Below are 21,525 nucleotides of genomic sequence, written 5' to 3' on the forward strand. Positions count from 1 at the left end.
CCCCTTTGGCGTGGTTGGGGGGGGTGTTTTTTTTTGGGGGGCCGTGTGGGGGTTTTTTTTTTTTTTGGGGGGGGGGGGGGGCGGCGCGGGGGGGGGGGGGGGGGGGGGGGGGCCCCCCCCCCCCCACTCCCGTCAGATCACTCGACGCCGAACTCGGTGCACTTGTCGGCGAGGCTGACCCCGGCGATGTCGCCCGAGCAGATGTCGGAGGCCGACGCGTCACCCGCGGCGACGACGTCCTTGACCTTGTCCGGACCGACGAGCTGAGGCGTGACCGCGATGTACGGTGTGCCGTCCTCGAGCTTCTGGTCGGCCGTCGGCTTCGACCCCTTGAGGAGGTCGGTCGCGACCTTGATCGCGGCCTCGGCCTCGTCCTTGACCGGCTTGTAGACCGTCGCGGTCTGCCACCCGGCGAGGATGTTGCGAAGGCCCTCGACGTTCGCGTCCTGACCCGAGACGGCGACGCCCTTGAGGTCGCGGTCCTGGAGCACCTTGATGACGCCGTCGGCGTTCGTGTCGTTGGCGGCCCAGACACCGTCGACCTTGCCGCCGTTGGCGGTCAGGGCCTGTTCGAAGTTGGTCTGGCTCTTCGCGCCGTCCCAGGCCCCCGGGGGCTCGGCGACCGGCTTGATGCCCGCCGCTTCCATGACCTCGACGGCGCCCTTGCGGAACATCGCGGCGTTACCATCGGCGGGGTCTCCGCCGATGTAGAACACGGCGGCGGTCTTCGGGTCCTTGCCGGCGGCCTTCAGGCCGTCGAGCACGGTCTGACCCTCGAGCTTGCCCACCTCGACGTTGTCGAACGAGACGTAGTAGTCGGCGCCCGTGAAGGGGCGGTCGTACGCGATGACCGGGATGCCCTGCGACTTCGCCTTGGAGGCGACACCGGCGGCGGCGCCGTTGTAGTCGACGAGCAGCATGACGCCGCAGCCCTGCGTGAGCTGCTGGTCGGCGATGGTCGCGTACTTCGACGTGTCGCCCTGGGCGTTCTGGATGTCGACCTCGAAGCCGGCGCTCTTGAGCCCCTCGTCGAGGTACTTGCGGTCGAAGTTCTCCCAGCGGGGCGACGACGCCGCGTCGGGGAGGATGACGCACGCGCGGCCGGCCTCAGCGGGGGCGGCGCCACCGCTCGACCCGCCGGGCTCGGGTGTGCTCGTGCTGGAACAGCCTGCGAGCAGGAGTGCGGCGGCCCCGAGGGCTGCGGCAACGGACAGGGACTTCTTCATCGTTCGCCTTTCGACAGTGAAATCGAGCGTGCGCGACTTCGCGCTTGACGACGATCTTGATGTGTTCACGAAATGAAGTCAAGATGTGAACATAACGCTTTCGTCACCGTCGACGGTCGTCCCGAACCTCCCCGGAAGCGGCGTCCGGCGCGCCCGGATCAGGTGCGGCCGGTGCCGAGTCGGCTGCGTCGCGTGAGGGCGTCGAGGGCGACGGCGAAGACGAGGACGGCGCCGGTCACCATGAACTGGACGGCGGAACTGAGGTTGATGAGCGTCAGTCCCGACGAGATCGCCTGGATCACGACGACCCCGAGCAGCGCGGCGAAAGCCGATCCCCGTCCGCCGAACAGCGAGGCGCCCCCGATGATGGCCGCAGCGATGGCGTTGAGGTTCGTGTCGGCAGCCCCCGTGCTCTGGTTGGCGGCGGCCAGCCGGGCGGCGGCGAGTATGCCGCCGGTCGCCGCCAGAACCGAGCACAGCACGAACACCGAGACCACGATCCGGTTGACGCGGATGCCGGCACGCCGAGCCGCCTCGATCGATCCTCCCACCGCGAACACCGAGCGGCCCCAGCGCGTGCGAGTCAGGGCGAGGTGCGCGACGACCACCAGCAGGACGAAGAGCACGAACATGACGCCGACACCTCGGGAGAGGTTGAGGTACCAGGACCCGCCCACGAGCCCGATCAGGAGCAGCGCACCGCGGATCAGGATGAACGCGATGCGTTCGCTCTCGAGCTCGGCGGCGGCGCGTCGTCGAGCTCTGCCGACGAGCGTCGCGGTGTAGGCGAGCGCCGTGATCGTCGACAGGACGTAGGACAGCCACGGGGGGAGGTACATCTGCTGTGCGAACTGCACGACCCACGAATCGAACGGCAGATTGATCGAGCCCGCGTCCCCGAGCACCCAGAGCTGCACGCCCAGCAGGCCCAGCAGACCCGCCAGGGTGACGACGAAACTCGGCAGTCCGAGTGTCGTGCGGAGCAGCCCGTAGACCGCACCGACGACGCAGCCGGCGGTCAGCGCTGCACTTATCGCGAGCCCCACCGGCCACTGCAGCTGCACCGCGGCGACCGTCAGGATCGCCGCACCGACGCCCGACATCGACCCCACGGAGAGGTCGATCTCGCCGATGAGGAGCACCAGCACGATCCCGAGCGAGATCGTCCCGAGGGCGGCGCACTGCATGAGCATGTCGCTGAGGTTCCGGCTCGTGAGGAACACGGGATTGAGGGCCTGGAACACGACGGCGATGACCACGAGGGCGAGCACCACCGGCATCCGTCCGACGTCCCCGGCACGCACGCGTGCGAGCATCCGGGCGAGGATCCCGTCGTCGCCGGTCACCGGTCGCCCTCCAGGCGGCGTCGAGCGCCTGCGAGGGGGATGACAGGAGCGCGTGGCTCCTCGGGAGGCGGCACCGGGCGGGCGGAGTCGAGCGCACCGGTGATGGCCGCGATCAGGACCTCGCTGGTGGCCGTCTCGGCGTCGAACTCGCCGTTGTTGCGGCCGAGGCGCAGCACCACGATGCGATCGGCGACGGCGAGCACGTCGGTCAGGTTGTGGCTGATGAGGATGACGCCGTGGCCGCGATCCCGCAGCCGTTCGATGAGGTTCAGGACTTCGGCGGTCTGCGCGACGCCGAGCGCGGCGGTCGGCTCGTCGAGGATCACGATCCGCGGTTCGCCGATCAGCGACCGGGCGATGGCCACGGTCTGACGCTGCCCGCCGGACAGCGTCGACACCGGGACGCGGACGGAGGGGATCTTCGCGGCGAGTTCACGCAGCAGCATCCACGTCCGCTCCTCCATGCCGACCTCGTCGAGGCGTCCACGGTCGATGAGCTCGCGACCGAGCCAGAGGTTGGCGACGACGTCGAGGTTCTCGCACAGGGCGAGGTCCTGGAACACCGTCGCGATGCCGAAGTCCTGCGCGTCCGCCGGGCTCGAGAGCTGCACCTGCTCGCCGTCGAGCTCGATCGTGCCGGCATCGGCGGGGTGGACGCCGGCCAGGATCTTCACGAGCGTCGATTTCCCCGCGCCGTTGTCGCCGACGAGGGCGACGACCTCGCCCTCGCGGACGCGGAAATCGACGCCGTTGAGCGCCCTCACGGCGCCGAACCGTTTGTCGATTCCGCGCATCGACAGGACGTGGTCGCCGGTGCGGCGAGGGGAGACGCTCACGCGGGGTGCTCTCATTCCAGGCCTGCGGCGGCGCAGGCCTCGGCGTAGGGGGGCGTGCAGATGTCGTCGACCGTCCAGAACCCGTCGGCGACGACCGTCGAGGCGATGTCCTTGACGGTCACCGCGACCGGGGTGAGCAGGGTGGAGGGGATGCCCTCGACGGTGATGTCGCCCGTCGGCCGCTCACCCGCCGCCAGCTCGGTCGCGACGTCGGCGGCGATCGTCGCCTGTTCGCGGATCGCCTTGTAGACGGTCATGTACTGGTCGCCCGAAACGATGCGCTGCAGGGCGGTGAGCTCCGCGTCCTGACCGGTGACGATCGGGAACGGTGAGACGTCGGCGGCGCGCAGCGCGGCGATGGCGCCGCTCGCGGTGCCGTCGTTGGCGGCGTAGACGGCCGCGATGTCGTCGCCGTACTGCGCCAGCTGCCCCGCGACCCACGCCTGCGCCTTGTCGGGACTCCAATCGGGGGTGTCGTATTCGGCGAGGACCCGGAGGCCCGCCTTCTCGATCACCCGCCGGGCGCCGTCGCGGAACTGGGCGGCATTGCTGTCGGTGGGGGCACCGTGGACCATGAGGACGCCGCCGTCCATCCGGCCCTCCGCCTCGAGCCCCGCTACCAGAGCCTCCGCCTGCAGCTCGCCGACGCGCTCGTTGTCGAACGAGACGTAGTACGCCGGTCTCCCGCCTCCGATGATCATCCGGTCGTACGAGATGACGGGAACGCCTTCTGCTGTCGCGGAGGCGAGGATGGATGCCGCGGCTCGCCCGTCCACCGGATCGAGCACGAGCACGGCGGCGCCCGCCGCGAGCGCCGACTCCGCCTGCTGCTGCTGACGCGCGGCATCCTGATCTGCATTCGTGTACAGCACCTGCGCATCACCGAGCTCGGCGATCCGCTTCTCGAACACGGGGCGGTCGAACGTCTCGTAGCGCGCGGTCTTCTTGTCGGGCAGCAGCAGCGCGATCGTCGTCTGCTGCGGTGAGTTGTCTGGCAGAGCGCATCCCGAGAGTGCGGCGGCAGAAGCCGCCGCGAGCAGGGCGGCGGTGACGAGCCGTCTCATGCGGGGAACGCGACCAGATCGGCGTCGACGGCCACGTGATCGAGGGCCAAGGCGATGGCCCCGCGGGTCTCGGCCCATTCCGCGAATGCGGAGGCGACGATCTCGGGGACCCCGCCGCCCAGGATCGCGCGTTCCAGGGCGTGTCGGAGCGGCGCCAGCAGGATCTCACCGGCGCGCGCCAGCTCGCCGCCCACGACGATGCGCTCGGGGTCGATGAGGTTGCACAGGCTCGCCGCGGCGATGCCGATGTGACGGCCGGCGTCGGCGATGGTGCGCTGTGCGGGAGCGACACCGTCGCCTGCCGCCGTCACGAGGTCGCGGAGGCGGTGGATGCCGTCGGCCTCGCTGAATCCCGACAGGAGCGCGGGACCTGCGGCCACCGTCTCGAGGCAGCCCCGGTTGCCGCAGCGGCACAGCGACCCGTTCTCGTCGATCGTCATGTGCCCGATCTGACCCGTGCGGCCGCTCACGCCGCGGAAGAGTTCGCCGTCGACCAGCAGTCCTGCGCTGATGGAATGCCCGACCGTGACGTACACGGACGAGGAGGCCCCGCGGGCCGCGCCCTCGCGCGCTTCGGCGAGGGCGCCGAGGTTCGCCTCGCTGTCGACGTGAACCGGCCGACCGATGCGGGCGGAGAGGCTCCGGGCGATGTCGACTCCGTCCCACCCGGGCAGCAGCCCGGGCGTCGAGATGATGGACGTGCGCGGATCGACCGGCGCGGGCAGAGCCAGCCCGACGCCGAGAAGATCCGACAGCGACCCGCCGAGCCCGTCGACCATGTCGCCCAGCAGCAGGCTGAGCCGGTCGAGTTCGGCATCGTGCCGATGGTCGGGAGCAAGGGGGATCGAGGTCTCCGCGACGACGGAGCGTGTCGCGTCGGCTATCGCGACGTGCAGCTTGCGCGTCGAGAAGTGCGCACCCGCGACCAGCCCGACCTGACGGGCGAGCGAGACGAGAGTCGCGCGCCGACCGCTCCGCGAGGTGAAGGACGTGTGGAGCACGCCCGACGCGGTCAGCTCTTTGACGATGTTCGACACCGTGGCGGGGGAGAGCCCGGTGGCGCCGGCGAGCTCGATCTGCGTCAAGCGCCCATGCCTCTTGAGCGAATCGAGCAGTCGCGCACGATTCGCTTCTCGCAGTGAGGACTGCGAGCCGGGCGGAGTTGACCGGCGAGCCACGGGGACACCCTACCGTGCGCAGGGTCGCTTGAGTCGGGATGCCGCCCGGGAGGGCTCGTCAGGAGCCGTCGACAGCGCGCACGCGGACGATGTTGGTCGATTCGTCGAGTTCGGCGACCTTCGGATGGGCCTTCACGAAGTCCGAGAACGAGCGGTGGCCGAGAGCCTTCTCGCTGAAGGAGGGGTCCATGCGCTTGAGCAGGTTCTTGACCGCCGACAGATGCATCCACTCCTCGTCGGTGCGGACCTGCTCGAGGCGCAGAGCGCGGGAGAGGAGCTGCTCCACCGGGTCGGCGGCCTTCCGTCGACGGCGCCCCGTCGACGGAGTGGTCTCGGGGGCGGGCTCGGGTTCGGGGGTCGCGACACCGGGCAACGCGTCGTAGGCGTCGAACTGATCGCACGCGGCGGCGAGCGACTTCGCCGTGGACCCGGCGACGCCGACGGCGACGACGACACGACCCAGCCGCTTGCACCGCTGCGCGAGCGGGACGTAGTCGCTGTCGCCGGCGACGATGACCACGTGCGTCAGGTCCTCGAGCCGGAACAGGTCCTCGACGGTGTCGACCGCGAGGCGGATGTCCGCACCGTTCTTGGCATACGCGGCCGCCGGGAACAGCTGGACGAGGTCGACGGCGCGGGCGACGAGCTGCTGACGGTAGAGGGAGTTGACCGGCGACGACCAGTCCGCGTAGGCGCGGGTGAGGACGAGGGTTCCGAAGGATGCCGCGTAGTCCATGATCGCGCCGACGTCGATCATGGCGGCCGCCAGACGCTCCGAGATCTCCTTCTCGTCGGGGTCCGCTGCGATCCGCTGCCGGTCACGCGAGTAGCTGTTGCGACCGTGGACCCGGTCGTACCAACTCATGACGATGTTGTCGAAATCGAGGTAGACCGCAACGCGAGGAGTGGAGGAATCCGGCATCCCCCCAGTCTTACAGCTTGTGCCGGGAGCGTGGTGTGGAGAGGGATGCGCGAAGACATGGCCCACTCATAGACTCTGGCCCATGCCGTACCTCGTGTCCCTCGTCGTGCTGGCGGGGATGATCTTCGCGCTGATCGACATCATCACGCGGGACCAGAGCCTCGTGAAGCACATGCCCAAGACGGTGTGGCTGTTCGTCGTCATCCTGCTGCCCTTCCTCGGCACGGTCCTCTGGTTCGCCATCGGGCGGGAGTACCCGCAGCGCGAGGTCCGCCGCGCGCCGCAGTTCGCGCCGTGGGCGACCGAGCCGGCGGCCCCACCGGTGCGGGTGGCGGACGCCCGATCGACCGAGCAGCAGCTCGCGGACCTCGAGCGCGAGATCGAGGAGGAGCGTCTGCGCGCCGAGCTCGCCCGCCGACGCCGCGAGCTCGGCGACCCCGCCTGAGGCGGCCTCAGCTGCGCGGGTAGACGACGCCGATCTGGCGACGGATCTCGTCGAGGGTGCCCATGATGGCGATGCTCTCCTCCAGGGGGAGCAGGTCGCTGTCGATCCGCCCCTCGGCGATGAGCTGCTCGGCGTAGAGCGCCTGAAACTGCATGCCGCGACCCTCGATCTCGGTGCGGAACTCCTCGACGAGCGTGCCGTCCAGATCGAACACCCGGAACGACGTCGGTGCGTAGAACACGCCGTCGATCTCGATGCGACCCTTCGTCCCGACGATCTGCGCCGCGTTGGCGCCCGCACCCCGCATCGACGTGAGCAGCGACGACACCCCGCCGGACGTGTGACGCACCGAGATGGCGACGTCGGTGTCGGCGCCGGTCTCGCCGAGTTGCGCCGTCGCGAGGATCTCGGCGGGGGCGCCGAGGACGTCCCAGGCGAAGGAGACCGGGTAGATGCCGAGGTCGAGGAGCGCGCCACCGCCGAGGGCGAGATCGTTGAGCCGGTGACCCGGATCGGTGGGCAGGTTCTGCGTGTGGTCGGCGCTCAGCGCCCGCACGTCGCCGATGACTCCGGCCGCGAGGATCTCGCGCAGGCGAACCATGTGCGGGAGGTACCGCGTCCACATCGCCTCCATGGCCAGCAGGCCGCGGTCCGCAGCGAGGTCGCGGATCGCGACGGCCTGGTCGGCATCGAGCGTGAGGGGCTTCTCGATGAGCACGTGCGTGCCGTGCTCGAGTGCGAGGGTCGCGCATGCGAGGTGGTGGCTGTGCGGCGTCGCGACGTACACGATGTCGACGTCGGGATCGGCGACCAGCTCCTCGTACGAACCGTAGGAGCGGGGGATGCCGTACTGCGCGGCGAACTCCTGCGCCGACTCCGCGCGGCGCGAGCCCACGGCGACGACGGTGAGACCGGCTGTCTTCAGGTCGGCGGTGAAAGCGTGGGCGATGCCACCGGTGGCCAGGATTCCCCATCGAAGAGCGGTCATGTCCCGAGCCTATCGGCGGGCGAGGCTCCGCCGACCTAGAGTCGAACCGTGGCCCGCACCCCCGACTCCGCCCTCGGCCGCTTCCGCGAACTCCTGCAGATCCCGACCGTCTCCCTCGACCCCGGCGACCCCGACGCCGACGGCGGCGACTTCATCCGCTTCCACGAGGCTCTCGTCCGGCTGTACCCGGTGCTGCACGCGGTCCTCGAGCGCGAGGCGATCGCAGAGTACTCGCTCCTGTATCGCTGGCGCGGGCGGGATGCCGCGACCCCGCTCGTCCTGATGGCGCACATGGACGTCGTCCCCGTCGTCGCGTCGGAATGGTCCCATGAGCCGTTCGGCGCCGAGGTGGTCGGGTCCGGCGACAGCGCCGAGGTCCACGCCCGCGGCGCGGTCGATGACAAGGGGTCGCTCGTCGCGATCCTCGAGGCCGTGGAATCGCTCGTCGCCGAAGGGGTCACGCCCGAGCGCGACGTGTACCTCGCCTTCGGTCACAACGAGGAGGTCGCCGGTGACGGTGCGCTGGCCATCGTCGAGGTGCTGCGACAGCGCGGTGTCCGACCCTCGCTCGTGCTCGACGAGGGCGGCGCCGTCGTCGAGGGGGCGCTCCCGGGCGTCACCGTTCCCACCGCGGTCATCGGCGTCGCCGAACGGGGTGTCATGACGGTGCACCTCACCGCGCGGGAACTCGGCGGGCACGCGTCGACGCCGCCCCGCGACCCCGCCACCGCGCGGCTCGCGCGAGCCGTCCTGCGGCTGCACCGCCGCCCGTTCCCCACGCGGCTCGTGCCGCCGGTGCGGGCGATGTTCGAGACGGTCGCTCCGCACACGTCGGGCCCCCTCCGGCGGGTGTTCGCGAGCATCGGTGTGACCGGCCGCCTCCTCGTCAAGGTCTTCCCGCGGTTGGGGCCGGAGCTCAACGCGCTCGTGCGGACCACCGCGGTGGTGACCGAGCTCTCCGGAGCGGCCGGGGCGAACGTCCTCGCGACGTCGGCACGGGCCAGCGTCAACGTGCGCCTGCTTCCCGGGGACACCGCGTCCTCGGCGGCGGATCGCATCCGTCGGGTCATCGGCGACCCGCACATCGAGGTCGAGGTGGTCTCGGCATCCGATCCGTCGCCGGTGTCGCCGTGGTCGGGCCCCGCGTGGGACCGCCTCGCGGCCGCGACGCGGTCCGCACTCGGCGAGGACGTCCTGCCGACCCCCTACATCCAGCTCGGAGCGAGCGACAGTAGGTGGTTCACCGCGATCAGCGACTCCGTGTACCGCTTCACGCCGTTCCACCTGACGCGGAGTGAGCGCGAGGCGCTGCACTCGCACGACGAGCGCATCCGGATCGGCTCGTGGCTGCGCGGCATCGAGTTCTACCGGGACCTGCTCCGGGCGAGCTGACTCAGCCCGACAGCGCCTTCGAGATCCGCTGGAGGGAGACCGGCTCGGCGGTCCCGAGCCGCTGGGCGAACAGGCTCACGCGGAACTCCTCGAGGAGCCAGCGCGCGTGCACCAGGTGCGCAGGGGCGTCGGCCGGGAGCGGCAGCGTGCCCCCGGCATCCGTGAACATCGCCGCGGCGCGCTCGAACTCGGTCATCCGCTGGCGGTCGCGGCCGGCGTTGTCCGACAGCGCGTCGACGCGTTCCTTCGCGCCCTGCAGGTATCGGGGGAGGTGAGCCAGGCGGGGAAGACCGGTGCGGGACAGGAAGCCGGGGTGGATGAGCCCCGCGAGCTGTCCCTTCACATCGCCGAGGGCGGCGAGCAGGGTCATCGAGTTCTGGTTCTTCACCGCCCGCTCGACGTCCCGCTGGAGAGTGAGGATGCGGGCGGCGAGCGAGACGGTCTGGAACAGCTCGTCGACGATCCGGGCCGAGAACGCGTCACGGGCCGCGGTGAAAGCGGCCTCGGTGCGGAGCACGGCGTCGCCCATGACGGCGTCGGCGACAGCGACGCGCGCATCCTCGATGAGCGCCTTGGCGGAGGTGTACGGCGAGGCAGCCAGGGCCAGCTTCTCGGGAGCCGTCAGATGATCCATGACGTACGCCGTCGGAGAGGGAACCGCGAGCAGCAGCAGACGTCGGGCGCCGGCGCGGGTGAGCTCGGCGGCGCGTTCAGCGGTCGCCTCGATGCGCAGCGATGCCCCGTCCTTCGCATCGACGAGGGCCGGGTAGCCGCGTACGACCCCGCCCGCGACCTTCGTGTCGACGACCTCGGGAAGGTCGCCGACATCCCACGTCGTGATCCCGGTGCGCTCGATCGGCGCGCTCGCCGCAGCGACGGCCGCGGCGGGGGATGCCGCCGGCTGCGGCCCGCGCTTCGGCGCGAGCGAGCGGGCGACCGACTCGCGAGCACGACCCGCGAGGCGGTCCTGCAGCTCGCGGAGGTCGCGGGATGACCCGACGGTGCGCCCGCGTTGGTCGACGGCGCGGAACGAGACGCCCAGGTGGGCGGGGACCCGCTCGAGGTCGAAGTCGCGTTCGGTGACCGGCTGGTGCGCGACGCGCTGGATGCGCGCGGCCAGCGCCGCCCGGAGAGTGGATGCCGGGAGCCCGTCGGTGTCCTCGGGGCCTGATCCTCGCAGCTCGTCGCCGAGGGTGGTCGCCCAGTCCGCCGCCGGGACGACGTGGCGCCGGATCGCCTTGGGGAGCGCCTTGATCAGCCCGGTGATGAGCTCGTCGCGCATGCCGGGCACCTGCCAGTCGAAGCCGTCCGGACGCAGCTGGGCCAGAAGGGCGAGCGGCACCACGACGCTCACGCCGTCGTCGGGAGCACCGGGCTCGAAGCGGTAGGCGAGTGAGAGCACCTGATCGCCCTGGCGCCAGCGCGCCGGGAAGTCGCGCTCGTCGGTGCGGGCGGACTCGCCGAGCAGGTCTGCCTCGGTCATGTCCAGGAGCTTGGGAGTCCGCGGCTGCGTCTCGCGCCACCACGATTCGAATGAGCGGACGTCGAAGACGTCGTGGGGTACGCGCGCGTCGTAGAAGGCGTACACGGCCTCGTCGCCGACGAGGATGTCGCGGCGGCGCTCGCGCTCCTCGATGCGCTCGAGCTGACGACGGAGCTCGCCGTTGCGGCGCTCGAACGCCGTCAGCCGCTTGTCGAGGTGCTGACTGTTCCACTCGCCCTCGACGAGCGCGTGACGCAGGAACAGCTCCCGCGCCAGGTCGCGGTCGCGGCGGGCGAGCTGCACGCGGCGGCGGGGGATGATCTCGACCCCGAACAGCGTCACCTTCTCGGCCGCGACGGCGGCACCCGCATCCTTCGACCAGTGCGGGTCGCTGAGGCTGCGGTGCGCGAGGTCGCCGGCGAGGTCCTCGGCCCAGGCGGGGTCGATCGCGGCGACCGTGCGGCCGAACAGGCGGGAGGTCTCGACCAGTTCGGCGGCCATGACGGCGTCGGGCGAGGCCTTGCGCAGCCCCGAGCCGGGGAAGACCGCGAACGACGCACCCCGGGCGCCGCGGTACTGAGGCAGGGGCTTGCGCGCGCTCTTCTTCGCCGGATCGGTCGTCACGGAACGCGTGTCGAGGATGCCGATGTGCGAGAGGAGCCCCGACAGGATCGCGCGGTGCAGCGCGTCGGGGTCGGCGGCGCCGGCGGGCTGACGCAGGGCATCCTTCGGCGACCCCGAGCGCGACAGCGTGCTCAGCTGCCGGTGCACGTCGAACCACTCGCGGACGCGCACGTAGTTGAGGTGCTCGCTGCGGCACAGACGCCGGAAGGCGCTCGAGCCGAGCTCGCGCTGCTGCTCGCGCAGGTGGTTCCAGAGGTTCAGCAGGGTGAGGAAGTCGCTCGTCGGGTCGACGAAGCGGGCGTGCAGCCGGTCGGCCTCCTCGCGGCGTTCCTCGGGGCGCTCGCGGACGTCCTGGATCGACAGCCCCGACACGATCGCGAGCACGTCGCGCGAGACGCCGAGCTTCTCCGCTTCGAGCAGCATCCGCGCGAATCGCGGATCGATCGGCAGACGTGCGATGCGGCGACCGAGGCCCGTGAGGCGCAGGGCACCTGTGCGTCCCGTGACGGCGCGGAGCTCGGTGAGCAGTTCGACGGCCGCCTTCACGCCGCGGCTGTCGGGCTTGGTGAGGAACGGGAACTCTGTGACGTCGCCGAACCCGAGCGACAGCATCTGCAGGATGACGGAGGCGAGCGAGGTCCGCAGGATCTCGGGCTCGGTGAACTCCGGGCGCGCCGTGAAGTCGTCCTCGCCGTAGAGGCGGATCGCGATGCCCGCCGACGTGCGCCCGGCACGGCCGGAGCGCTGCTGAGCCGACGCCTGCGAGATCGCCTCGATCGGCAGTCGCTGGATCTTCGAGCGCACGCTGTAGCGCGAGATACGCGCCGTGCCGGTGTCGACGACGTACCGGATGCCGGGGACCGTCAGGCTCGTCTCGGCGACGTTCGTGGCGAGGATGATCCGCCGCCTCACTCCGGCGACGGAGGACGGCTCGAACACGCGGTGCTGCTCGGCGGAGGAGAGCCGACCGAACAGCGGCAGCACCTCGGTGGGCCGGGCCTCCTTCGCGTACAGGCCGCGGACGGCATCCATCGCGTCGCGGATCTCGGCCTCGCCCGGGAGGAACACGAGCACGTCCCCGTCGGGCTCCCGATCGAGTTCGCGGAGCGCGGCGAGCAGACCGTCGACGTCGTCCTCGGACTCGGTGTCGTGCGCGCGATATCGGATCTCGACGGGGTAGGTGCGCCCGGAGACCTCGATGATCGGCGCGGGGACGCGCTCGCCGTCCGGTGCCGTCGCCGCGAAGTGAGCGGCGAAGCTCTCGGGGTCGATCGTCGCCGAGGTGATGATCACCTTGAGGTCGGGGCGCTCGGGCAGGATGCGGGCGAGGTAGCCGAGCAGGAAGTCGACGTTCAGCGATCGCTCGTGGGCCTCGTCGACAATGATCGTGTCATAGCGGCGCAGCAGCCGGTCGCGGTGGATCTCGTTGAGCAGGATGCCGTCGGTCATGAGGGTGACCTGGGTGGCGTCGGTCACCTCGTCGGTGAAGCGGACCTTGTAGCCGATCGCGCCGCCGAGCGGCACCTGCACCTCGTGGGCGAGGCGCTCGGCGATGGAACGGGCGGCGATGCGCCGGGGCTGCGTGTGTGCGATGCGCGTGCGGCCGAGTTCGAGACACATCTTGGGCAGCTGCGTCGTCTTTCCCGAGCCGGTGGCACCGGCGACGATGACGACCTGGTGCACCGCGATGGCGCGCGTGATCTCGTCCCGTGCGGCGCTGACGGGCAGCTCCGGGGGATACGAGATGACGGGGGCGGGTGCGGACACAGCCTTCGATGCTATCGCGCACGCGGATGCCGACGGTCGCCCGCGCGTGTCGCGGCGCCGGCGGGCGGGTCTCTCAGCGCTCGGAGCTCTGCGGCTCGTCGAGCAGGGGCAGGTCCGCGGCCGTCACGAGGCGGGAAAGGATCGCGTGCTCGACGAGGCGCGCGCGCCGGTTCGTGGCGAGCTTGCCCGCCCCGCCGCGCAGCCCCTGTACGCCTTCGCGATCGAACTTGTCGCACACGTTGTCGAGCTTGCGGTTGAAGGTCGTCAGCGGCCATCCGAGGCGTTCGGCGGCCTTCGCCGACGTCGGGATCTGACTCGACCCCATCATCCCGCCACGCAGGATGGGCTCGCACAGCGCCATCAGGAGAAGACGCTGGCTGGCCGTCAGGGGGACCGCGCCGATCGTCGTCCCGCCGTCGGTGCTGTCGCCGTCGAGGCCTGTGACCCGGCCGGTGAACCGGGCCGCGCCGTTGCGGATGGTGAACTCGTACGTGTAGGCCCCGGCCGTGAACATGACCATCAGTTCCGGGAACACGAGGGGGACGCGAGTGCCGGGGCCGAGCATCGCCTGATAGGCGCCGTCGGACGTCGCCAGGGCGACCGAGATCGACCGGCCCGTGTTCGTGAGCCACCACATCCCCTGAGACGACTCGATCTCGAGCAGCCGCCGGTGCAGGTACGGGTTCGTGTCGATCACCAGATCGGCGTCTCGTCCGATCGAGTAGGTCTCACCCGGCGTCGGGTGGAACCATTCGCCGCAGAACTCGATGCCGATCTCGGCGGCATCCGTCTCGGCCGTCATCTCGACGTCTTCCGTCATCACATGCCCCCTTGAACGATCTGGACGATTCCCCACGCGGCGCCTGCGACGACGGCGGCACCCGCGATCCCGACGGCGATGATGCCACCGCGGCGCGAGCGCGCCGGGGGCGGCGGGGCAGGCGGGGTCGGCGGTGCGACGGGTGCGCGCGTGATCGCGGGGAGCGTGTCGGCTCCGCGGGGAGCATAGACCGCACGCGAGGGCAGCGCGCCCGCGGCTGACGCCGTGCGCGGAGTGTCGGCACGGCCGTGGGCGACAGGGCGGGTGCCGGTGACCGACCTCCCCCGGCGCTGCGCCGCCCGCGTCGCGTCATCCGTGCGCCGCTCGGCGAGCAGCGTCTCGTCGTCGGGCGTGCGCCGCTCGGCGAGCAGCGTCGCGTCATCCGTGCGCCGCTCGGCGAGCAGCGTCTCGTCGTCGGGTGTGCGGCGCTGCGCGAGGAGCGTCTCGTCCTCGGGAACCTGAGGGGTGACGCGGTGCGTGCGGTCGTCGACCGGGTCAGTCATGTCGTCTCCGGCGGGACGGCACCGTCTCGACCTCGATCGTGCCGGTGGCGGGTTCGCTCGTCACGAGGCCGCCCGTCGTGTCCTCGAGACGAGGGTGGATGCCGCCCCCCACCACGTCCACGACGATCGCCGTCACGTTGTCGCGACCGCCGTGAGCGAGGGCCTGGGAGATGAGCGCGCCCGTCGTCTGCGCGGGGGAGGCTCCGGAGAGGAGTCCGGCGCGGATCGCCTCATCGGTGATCTCGCCGGAGAGGCCGTCCGAGCAGACGAGCAGTCGCTCGCCCGTGACCACGGGCAGGAGCCAGAAGTCGGCCGGGCTGTGCTCGCCGCCGACGGCTCTCGTGATGACGTTGCGCCCCTCGAAGGTGGACATCTCCTCCCGGGCGAGGCGACCGGCATCCACCATCTCCTGCGCAACGGAGTGATCGACGGTGAGCTGCTCCAGGCGCTCGGACAGCAGCCGGTAGACCCGAGAGTCGCCGACGTTGACGACGAGCCAGCGGTTCTCGCCGTTCTGCTGCACCGCGACGATCCCGGTGAGGGTCGACCCCGCTCCGCGGGTCGTCCGTCGGGAGATCGCACCGACTGCTGCATGCGCGGCGTGCACCGCGTCCGCGACCTCCTCGGGCGTCACGTCGCCGCGGCCCACGAATCCCCGGAAGGCGTCGATCACGGCGGCGGAGGCGAGATCGCCCGCCTCGTGCCCGCCCATCCCGTCGGCCACGACGAAGACGGGGAAGCTCGCCAGGTGCGAGTCCTCGTTCACCCGCCGGCGGAGGCCCGTATCGGTGAGGGCGCCGCTGATGACCTCGAACGGAAGACCGGAGGGCTCGCGCATCGTCATCGCCCGCCTGCGTCGAGGGTGAGTTCGGCGTCGCCGAGGAGGAACCGGCCGCGGACCGAGACCGGCGTTCCGACCGGGATCTCGGACTCGCTGTCGCCGACGATGACGCCGTTGGTGGACGAGAGGTCCGTGATCGACCACCCGTCGTCGGTGCGGCGCAGGAGCGCGTGGGTCTTCGAGACCGTACGGGTCGCGTCGTCGATCGCGACGGCCTGCGCCCCGGGCTCGTCCCCGGGCACGGCGGGGTTGCGCCCCAGGACGACCACGGCAGCCGTGAGCGCGACGGTCTGCCCGGTGGGCAGCATGAGGGCGGCGCTCGGTCGCCGGTGCGCCGCGAGGACGGTGTGTTCGTCGACCTCGGTCTCCGGCGCTCCGGTTCCCTCGACTGCGGGCGCCGCAGCGGTGGCGACGGGAGCGGATACGGGTGCGAGGGGCGGCGGCGACCACGGGTTCGTGGGGACCGGCGCCCCCGGCTGCAGGGCGAGGGCGACGGGGGTCGGTGCCGCGGGCGACGGAGCCGCCGTTGGCGGCGGTGCGAACGCCGTGGTGTCGGCGGGCGCGGCTGCGGCGGCGGGCGCCGGGGACGCGGCGAAGGGCGTCGGAGGGATGCCGCCGCGGGGGATGCCGAGCCAGGTCGCCGAACCCCACCCGATGATCGACGCCCAGACGGGGAGCAGGAGGGCTCCGAGGACGGCGAATCCGCCGCTGCGCCCGAAGCCGCGATTGAGAGGTCCCATCATCCGGAGCATGATGACGATCGCCGCTGCGGCGAACGCGATGAAGAAGAGCATCGGGACGACGGTCGCGGCGAGGAGGGCACCCGAGGCGTCCCCGCCCGCGCCGAACGCCGCGCCCTGGGCGGACTGCACGATCAGCGACGCCGTCACCGACGAGAGGATCGCGGTCAGGATGCCGCCACCGACCAGGACGGCGGCCCACCAGCCCTTCATGCCCGCCAGCTCGAACAGCTGCCAGAGGTTCCAGACCGGAACCCAGGCGCGACCCGGCGGTCGGCCCACCTTTCGGAAGACGGCCGCGAGAGCCAGCGACCCCCAGACGTACACGCCGACGGCAACGATCAGCTGGACCGCTGCGGCGGCCAGCGATACCGCCGCGAGACCCGCTGAGGATCCGACCGCGGCCTCGGCGATCGGGAGCACGCTCCCCGTCGTCACGCTCTGCATGTGTCCTCGTCCTCCGTCATGGGTTCCCTCGGTCCCGCATCGCACACCCTATCGGCGCCGGGGCCGCCTGCGCGGCACCAACGATCGCAGCGACAGCCGTGCCCGCAGGCGCGCCCAGAAGCCCTTGCCCGTTGCGAAGCGGGAACGCTCGGCCGTCACGATCCGCCAGAACTCCTCGTTCTCCTCGGCCGACGGAGGTACCGCGTCGAACACCGAACGGTCGGCCCACGTCGCCAGCCGTGTTCCGGCCGCCCCGTCGGTGCCCTCCCCGAAAAGTCGCGCGAGCTCCTGGCGCGTCAGATGGGCGGGCGCCGTGTACCCGTGATCGACGGCCGTGTCGACGTACTCATCCCACCCGCCGGTGAATCTGCCGGCGACGTCGGGACGGCGCCGCCGGCTCCGGCGACGGAGCCCCTTGACCGCGAGGACCGTGACGACCGGGCCGATGAGGACGACGACCCCCAGCAGCGAGACCCCACCGATCCGGACAGCCGTCCACAGTGCGGTGAGGTCCGACTGTCGGTCCGGCCCATCCTGCGCGGGGCGCTCGCCGTCGGCGGGAGACGCATCGGCGGGCAGGACCGGCTCGGCCTCGTCGCGTCGCACATCAGTGGGGTTCTCGGGATCCCTGCGCTGGTCCGGATCGGGGGAGGGGAAGCTCGCGTGCTGAGGTGTGACGTCCACCGGGGTCCATCGGCCCCCGGCATCCTGCACCTCGATCCACGCGGCGAGGTCGCCGCCGCGGCAGTCTCCGTTCTCGCACACCGGCAGCTCCTCAGAGGACGCGAGCCGCGTGCCGACCACGACACGGGCGTCGAAGCCGAGCTGATCGGCGATGAGCATGCCGGCGACGGCGAACTGCTCGTCATCGCCCACCGCGGCGACGAGGTCCGCATCGGAGCCGCCCGGAGCCTCCGCCTCGCGGTCCAGGAGCTGCGTGAAGAGCACGCCGATGCGGTCGGCGGAGTGGCCTGCCCGCGAGGACTGGAACCCTCCTCCGCCGAGATCCTCCAGCCACGACGGTGTCCGACCGGGGGTGAGCTGCAGGGCGTGGCTCAGATAGCCGCGCGAGCGGAGCCGGTCGATGAGGGTTTCGAGCCCGGCTCCTCCCGTGCCTGCCTGCTGCGCCTCGATCCAATCGGTCAGCGAGGCCGGGACCGCCTCCGGCGGCACCGACGGTCCGGTCCGGGACGGCGTGAGCGACGCCACCGCCTGTGCGGCGGGCTCGGGGGTCACCTCGAGCCGGTACGCGTCTCCCGCCCGGAGGCCGGGGTCGGCGATCTCGATCGCGGTCCCGGTCTCGGTATTGGAGAAGAAGCCGTCGGCGAGGTCGTCCGACCGGGGACCCTCGAACCCGATCGCTCGGAGGATGCCGGTGGTCGGGACCCAGATGCCTGCTCCGGCGCCCATGCGCACCGTGACGACCGCCGCGCCCTCCGCGGCGCCGTCCGCGGCGCCGTCGAGGCTCGAAGGGACTCGGGTGAAGGACGCGGACCGGTCCGCGAGACCCGCGATCGGGTCGATCGCGCGGACGGTGCGGCCGTCGTAGAACGGGAGCGTCGCCAGTCGCACCCGGTCGATCCCCGCCGACGCCGCCACGGAGAAGAGCGTCTCGTCGTACCGTTCGTCGGCGAACGACGCGCGGTAGGCGGCGAGCGGGCTCGGTGCACGCTCGAGCTCGAGGACCGGGTCGATGCCGCTTCGCGCGACCGTCCGCGGCTGGTCGGCGAGAGTCCACGGACCCCATACCGCCGCGACGGCGACGGCGACGGCGATCATCGCCACGGCCGTTCCCGCGCGGGCGGCGCCGCCGCGTCGCCGATCTCCGGGATCCCGCACGACGCCGCTCGCAGCGCCCGCCGTCGCGAGTGCCCGTCGCCGCTCGTGGGTCGTCCTCCAGACGACAGCCAGGAGAGCGGCCACCACACCGGCGAGACCGACGAGGGTCTCCGGCTGGACCGCGACCGCACCGATGCGCAGCGCTGTGCTCAGCGAACGTGCCCCGAAGACGACCCCGAAAACGGCGGGCAGGAAGGCGACGGCGACCGCAGGCATCCACCATCGCGTTGCGCGCCAGGCGATGGAGAGAGCCGCGGAGGAGCAGCCCAGGAAGATCAGCAGCGCGGGAGCGAGCGTCGCCTGATAGCTGCCCAGCGGCAGCTCGAGGGTGAGCAGGTCCTTCCACCCGGTCACGGGGGCGGTGGCGACATCGGCGAGCGCCCGTACCGCGGCGTCGGCCGATCCCAGCGACCCCGTTGCGGCGACGGGGACGCCGAGGGCGAGGTAGGCGCCGAGGGCTGCGACTGCGACCCACCAGCCCGACCAGCGCCACCGGGTGCCCATCGCCGCCACGAGGTGACCCGCCGCGATGCCGACGACGGCGACCACGATGAACGCTCCGCTGCGGTAGATGGGCCAGGCGGCGACCGCCCCCACCGCCAGCAGCAGGTCGATGACGAGAGCTTGAACGACGTAGAAGCCGGCGCGCGAGGGACCCGTCCGGCGGCGAGCGCCCCGACGCGTGGGCGGGGAGGTCACGACTGTCCCCCGCGCGCCAGGAGTTGGCGGAGATCCTTGAGCAGTCCGATCGAGATGACGGTCATGCCCCCGAGTCGACGGATGCCGGGCGCGGCGCTCGGCGCGCACACGAGCGCGACGACGGCGACCTCCGACCCGAATGCGAGAGCTGCGGCCTGCAGCTGGGTCGGGGTGGGCGTCGAGCCGCACACGAGGAAGGCGATCGAGGCATCCGGGTGATGTCCCGACGCGAGCGTCGCGACGTCGCGCAGGCGACTCGGGTTCTCGCCGCGCTCGATGCCGGCGAGCTCGTCGAGGAGTGTCCGGCTGGAGATCGTCGTGAGGGTGCGGAAAGTCCGCATGCGGCTGCGGGCGAACTCGGGGATCTCCGCCCCCGCGACGACGTCGACGTCGCGTCCGTCGCGGATGCCTCGCACGCCGATGGATGCCGTGGCGCTGACGGCGAGCTCGAACTCGTCCTCGTCGGCGTACTCGTCGGCGCCGAGGGCGAGGACGAGGATCATGCGGGAACGCCGGGTCTCCTCGTACTGGCGCACCATCATGGCGCCGGTCTTGGCCGTGGACTTCCAGTGCACCTGGCGGAGGGAGTCGCCGGGGACGTAGGGGCGCAGCGCATGGAACGAGAAGTCGGCGTCGACGATGGTGCGCGAGGGGCTGCCTTCGAGGTCGCGGATGAGACCGGTCGCGGAACTGCGCAACGCCGTCGTCACGGGGTGGACGTAGAGCGTGTGCGTGTCCTGCCAGGTCGCTTCGCGGGTCAGGATGCCCAGCGGGTCGCCGCGGACGGTGCGCGCGGGGCCGACCGTGATGACACCGCGGTGCTGCGTCGGGATGACGACGGTCTCGGAGAGCTCGTGCCCGGGACGAAGAAGCGGCACGTGCACGTCGACGAGTCCGTCGCCCACCGGCAGGTCGACTCTGCCCGGAAGCGCCGTGCGCCTGCCGACGTTCGCGACGACGAGAGCACCCTCCACCGGGGTCCCCGCCACGACGCGGTCATGAGCCAGGCGGAGGGTCACCTGATAGGCCCGGGCGCCGAAGAGGAAGGGGACCGACAGGATGAGCAGCAGCAGCGCCGCCCCGCCCGCGACGGCGAATTCGAGCAGACCGCATCCGAGGCCGACGCCGAGTCCGACGACCGCCAGCGCGACCACCATCCTGCCCGCGGGTGCGATCGTCTCGGCGGTGGCGCGCGCAGCCCGGGCGGCGGCGCGACGGAGCCGCCGCCAGCCCTGGACGCCGCGGACGGCGAGGGCGGTCGTCGTTCCGGCCGTTCCGTAGCTCGTGCGGGTGCGTCCCGTCGCCTGCGAGGTGCGGGTGAGTCGGGACTCGATCGAAGAGCTCACACGTTCTCTCGCTGACGACGTCCGTCCGTGCGCTCCTGCTGGGACGGCGGGACGACGTCGAGCAGGACCTGACCGATGACGGCCTCGGCGGTGACGCCGTCGAACTCGGCCTCCGGGTCGAGGATCAGGCGGTGAGCGAGAACCGGGACCGCCAGCGCCTTCACATCGTCGGGCGTCACGTACGTGCGTCCGTGCGCGAGCGCCCAGGTGCGGGACGCTCTGGTCAGCGCCAGCGCGCCGCGGACGCTCACTCCCAGGCGCACCTCGCGTGCCAGGCGCGTCGCGTCGACCAGACGGGCGATGTAGTCCAGGACGAGAGGGGCGAGGTAGCCGCCCCGTGCGATGTCGGCCATGCTGACGATCCCCTGGGGGGTGACGACGGGCGCCACGTCGCGGGATGCCTCGCCCGATGCTTCGAGGATCTGCAACGTGGCGGCGTGGTCGGGATAGCCGAGGGATGTCTTCATGAGGAAGCGATCGAGCTGGGCCTCGGGGAGCCGGTAGGTGCCGGCCTGCTCGACCGGGTTCTGAGTGGCGACGACGAGGAAGGGGACCCCGACGTCCCGGGTGATGCCGTCGACGGTGACGTGGCCTTCCTCCATCACCTCGAGCAGGGCGGACTGGGTCTTGGGGGACGCGCGGTTGATCTCGTCGGCGAGGACGACGTTCGCGAAGATCGGGCCCTGGTGGAACTCGAACTCCCCGCGCCGCTGGTCGTAGACGGTGATCCCGGTGACGTCGCCGGGAAGGAGGTCCGGGGTGAACTGGATACGGGAGCTGGTGCCCTGGACCGAGCGTCCCATCGCGCGCGCCAGCGAGGTCTTCCCGGTGCCGGGGTAGTCCTCCAGCAGAAGGTGGCCCTCGGACACCATGGCGGTGAAGGCCAGCTCGATGACGTGTCGCTTGCCGAGCACGACCTGCTCGACGTTGTCGACGAGCGTCGTGAAGGTCTCGGCGAACCAGGCGCTCTGCTCCTGGGTGATCGTCATCGTGTTCCTTTCGAAGAACGGGTGCGCTGC

At 71.5% G+C, this 21,525-nt stretch carries 17 protein-coding genes; 2 read left to right on the plus strand and 15 right to left on the minus strand.

Annotation, left to right across the window (positions count from 1 at the left end; all coding sequences use genetic code 11):
- Window positions 1-137: 137 nt before the first annotated feature.
- The 6 genes from ACIQLK_RS07475 to ACIQLK_RS07500 all read right to left on the minus strand — a co-directional run bounded on the left by ACIQLK_RS07475 (window position 138) and on the right by ACIQLK_RS07500 (window position 6,572).
- The gene (locus ACIQLK_RS07475; protein WP_400363902.1) at window positions 138-1,226 is read right to left on the minus strand and encodes a sugar ABC transporter substrate-binding protein; all 1,089 of its coding nucleotides are present in this window, start codon (window positions 1,224-1,226) and stop codon (window positions 138-140) included.
- 158 nt (window positions 1,227-1,384) lie between these two features.
- Window positions 1,385-2,542 carry a sugar ABC transporter permease gene (locus tag ACIQLK_RS07480; RefSeq protein ID WP_400364906.1) on the minus strand — a complete coding sequence of 386 codons (1,158 nt, stop codon included), beginning with the start codon at window positions 2,540-2,542 and terminating at the stop codon, window positions 1,385-1,387.
- A gap of 26 nt (window positions 2,543-2,568) precedes the next feature.
- Window positions 2,569-3,408: an ATP-binding cassette domain-containing protein gene (locus ACIQLK_RS07485; protein ID WP_400363903.1), complete on the minus strand. Its 840-nt coding sequence runs from the start codon at window positions 3,406-3,408 to the stop codon at window positions 2,569-2,571.
- An 11-nt stretch (window positions 3,409-3,419) separates the two neighbouring features.
- Window positions 3,420-4,472: a substrate-binding domain-containing protein gene (locus tag ACIQLK_RS07490; RefSeq protein ID WP_400363904.1), complete on the minus strand. Its 1,053-nt coding sequence runs from the start codon at window positions 4,470-4,472 to the stop codon at window positions 3,420-3,422.
- Entirely contained in the window at window positions 4,469-5,650 is a 1,182-nt protein-coding gene (locus ACIQLK_RS07495) for an ROK family transcriptional regulator (protein ID WP_400363905.1), read from the minus strand. Before ACIQLK_RS07495 ends, ACIQLK_RS07490 begins: the two co-directional genes overlap by 4 nt.
- A 58-nt stretch (window positions 5,651-5,708) precedes the next feature.
- Entirely contained in the window at window positions 5,709-6,572 is an 864-nt protein-coding gene (locus tag ACIQLK_RS07500) for an NYN domain-containing protein (protein WP_400363907.1), read from the minus strand.
- Between the two features lie 82 nt (window positions 6,573-6,654).
- On the opposite strand from ACIQLK_RS07500, the gene ACIQLK_RS07505 reads away from it, so the two are divergent.
- Window positions 6,655-7,017, plus strand: a complete 363-nt coding sequence (locus tag ACIQLK_RS07505) for a PLD nuclease N-terminal domain-containing protein (RefSeq protein WP_400363909.1) — start codon at window positions 6,655-6,657, stop codon at window positions 7,015-7,017.
- Window positions 7,018-7,024: 7 nt separating this feature from the next.
- Here the strand turns inward: ACIQLK_RS07505 and ACIQLK_RS07510 are convergent, their stop codons facing one another.
- Complete coding sequence (locus tag ACIQLK_RS07510) at window positions 7,025-8,005, minus strand: Gfo/Idh/MocA family protein (RefSeq protein WP_400363911.1); 981 nt, start codon at window positions 8,003-8,005, stop codon at window positions 7,025-7,027.
- Window positions 8,006-8,053: 48 nt separating this feature from the next.
- On the opposite strand from ACIQLK_RS07510, the gene ACIQLK_RS07515 reads away from it, so the two are divergent.
- Complete coding sequence (locus ACIQLK_RS07515) at window positions 8,054-9,397, plus strand: M20/M25/M40 family metallo-hydrolase (protein WP_400363912.1); 1,344 nt, start codon at window positions 8,054-8,056, stop codon at window positions 9,395-9,397.
- A gap of 1 nt (window position 9,398) precedes the next feature.
- Here the strand turns inward: ACIQLK_RS07515 and hrpA are convergent, their stop codons facing one another.
- From hrpA to ACIQLK_RS07555, 8 genes are all read right to left on the minus strand, one after another.
- Window positions 9,399-13,271, minus strand: coding sequence for an ATP-dependent RNA helicase HrpA (gene hrpA, locus ACIQLK_RS07520; protein ID WP_400363913.1), 3,873 nt, complete (start codon window positions 13,269-13,271; stop codon window positions 9,399-9,401).
- A 73-nt stretch (window positions 13,272-13,344) separates the two neighbouring features.
- Window positions 13,345-14,073 carry a hypothetical protein gene (locus tag ACIQLK_RS07525; RefSeq protein WP_400364907.1) on the minus strand — a complete coding sequence of 243 codons (729 nt, stop codon included), beginning with the start codon at window positions 14,071-14,073 and terminating at the stop codon, window positions 13,345-13,347.
- Window positions 14,074-14,090: 17 nt separating this feature from the next.
- Window positions 14,091-14,594 (minus strand): hypothetical protein, encoded by a 504-nt coding sequence (locus tag ACIQLK_RS07530; RefSeq protein ID WP_400363914.1) that lies wholly within the window; start codon window positions 14,592-14,594, stop codon window positions 14,091-14,093.
- Window positions 14,587-15,438, minus strand: a complete 852-nt coding sequence (locus ACIQLK_RS07535) for a PP2C family protein-serine/threonine phosphatase (protein ID WP_400363915.1) — start codon at window positions 15,436-15,438, stop codon at window positions 14,587-14,589. The genes ACIQLK_RS07530 and ACIQLK_RS07535 overlap by 8 nt, the downstream gene beginning before the upstream one ends.
- Window positions 15,435-16,622: a DUF5684 domain-containing protein gene (locus tag ACIQLK_RS07540; RefSeq protein WP_400363917.1), complete on the minus strand. Its 1,188-nt coding sequence runs from the start codon at window positions 16,620-16,622 to the stop codon at window positions 15,435-15,437. Before ACIQLK_RS07540 ends, ACIQLK_RS07535 begins: the two co-directional genes overlap by 4 nt.
- Before the next feature lie 48 nt (window positions 16,623-16,670).
- A complete protein-coding gene (locus ACIQLK_RS07545; protein WP_400363919.1) occupies window positions 16,671-19,160 on the minus strand; it encodes a transglutaminase domain-containing protein in 2,490 nt (829 codons plus the stop codon).
- Window positions 19,157-20,506 (minus strand): DUF58 domain-containing protein, encoded by a 1,350-nt coding sequence (locus ACIQLK_RS07550; protein ID WP_400363920.1) that lies wholly within the window; start codon window positions 20,504-20,506, stop codon window positions 19,157-19,159. Before ACIQLK_RS07550 ends, ACIQLK_RS07545 begins: the two co-directional genes overlap by 4 nt.
- The gene (locus ACIQLK_RS07555; RefSeq protein ID WP_400363922.1) at window positions 20,503-21,495 is read right to left on the minus strand and encodes an AAA family ATPase; all 993 of its coding nucleotides are present in this window, start codon (window positions 21,493-21,495) and stop codon (window positions 20,503-20,505) included. The genes ACIQLK_RS07550 and ACIQLK_RS07555 overlap by 4 nt, the downstream gene beginning before the upstream one ends.
- Window positions 21,496-21,525: the final 30 nt, after the last annotated feature.

Source organism: Microbacterium sp. NPDC091382 (genome assembly GCF_044757025.1).
Lineage (GTDB): Bacteria > Actinomycetota > Actinomycetes > Actinomycetales > Microbacteriaceae > Microbacterium.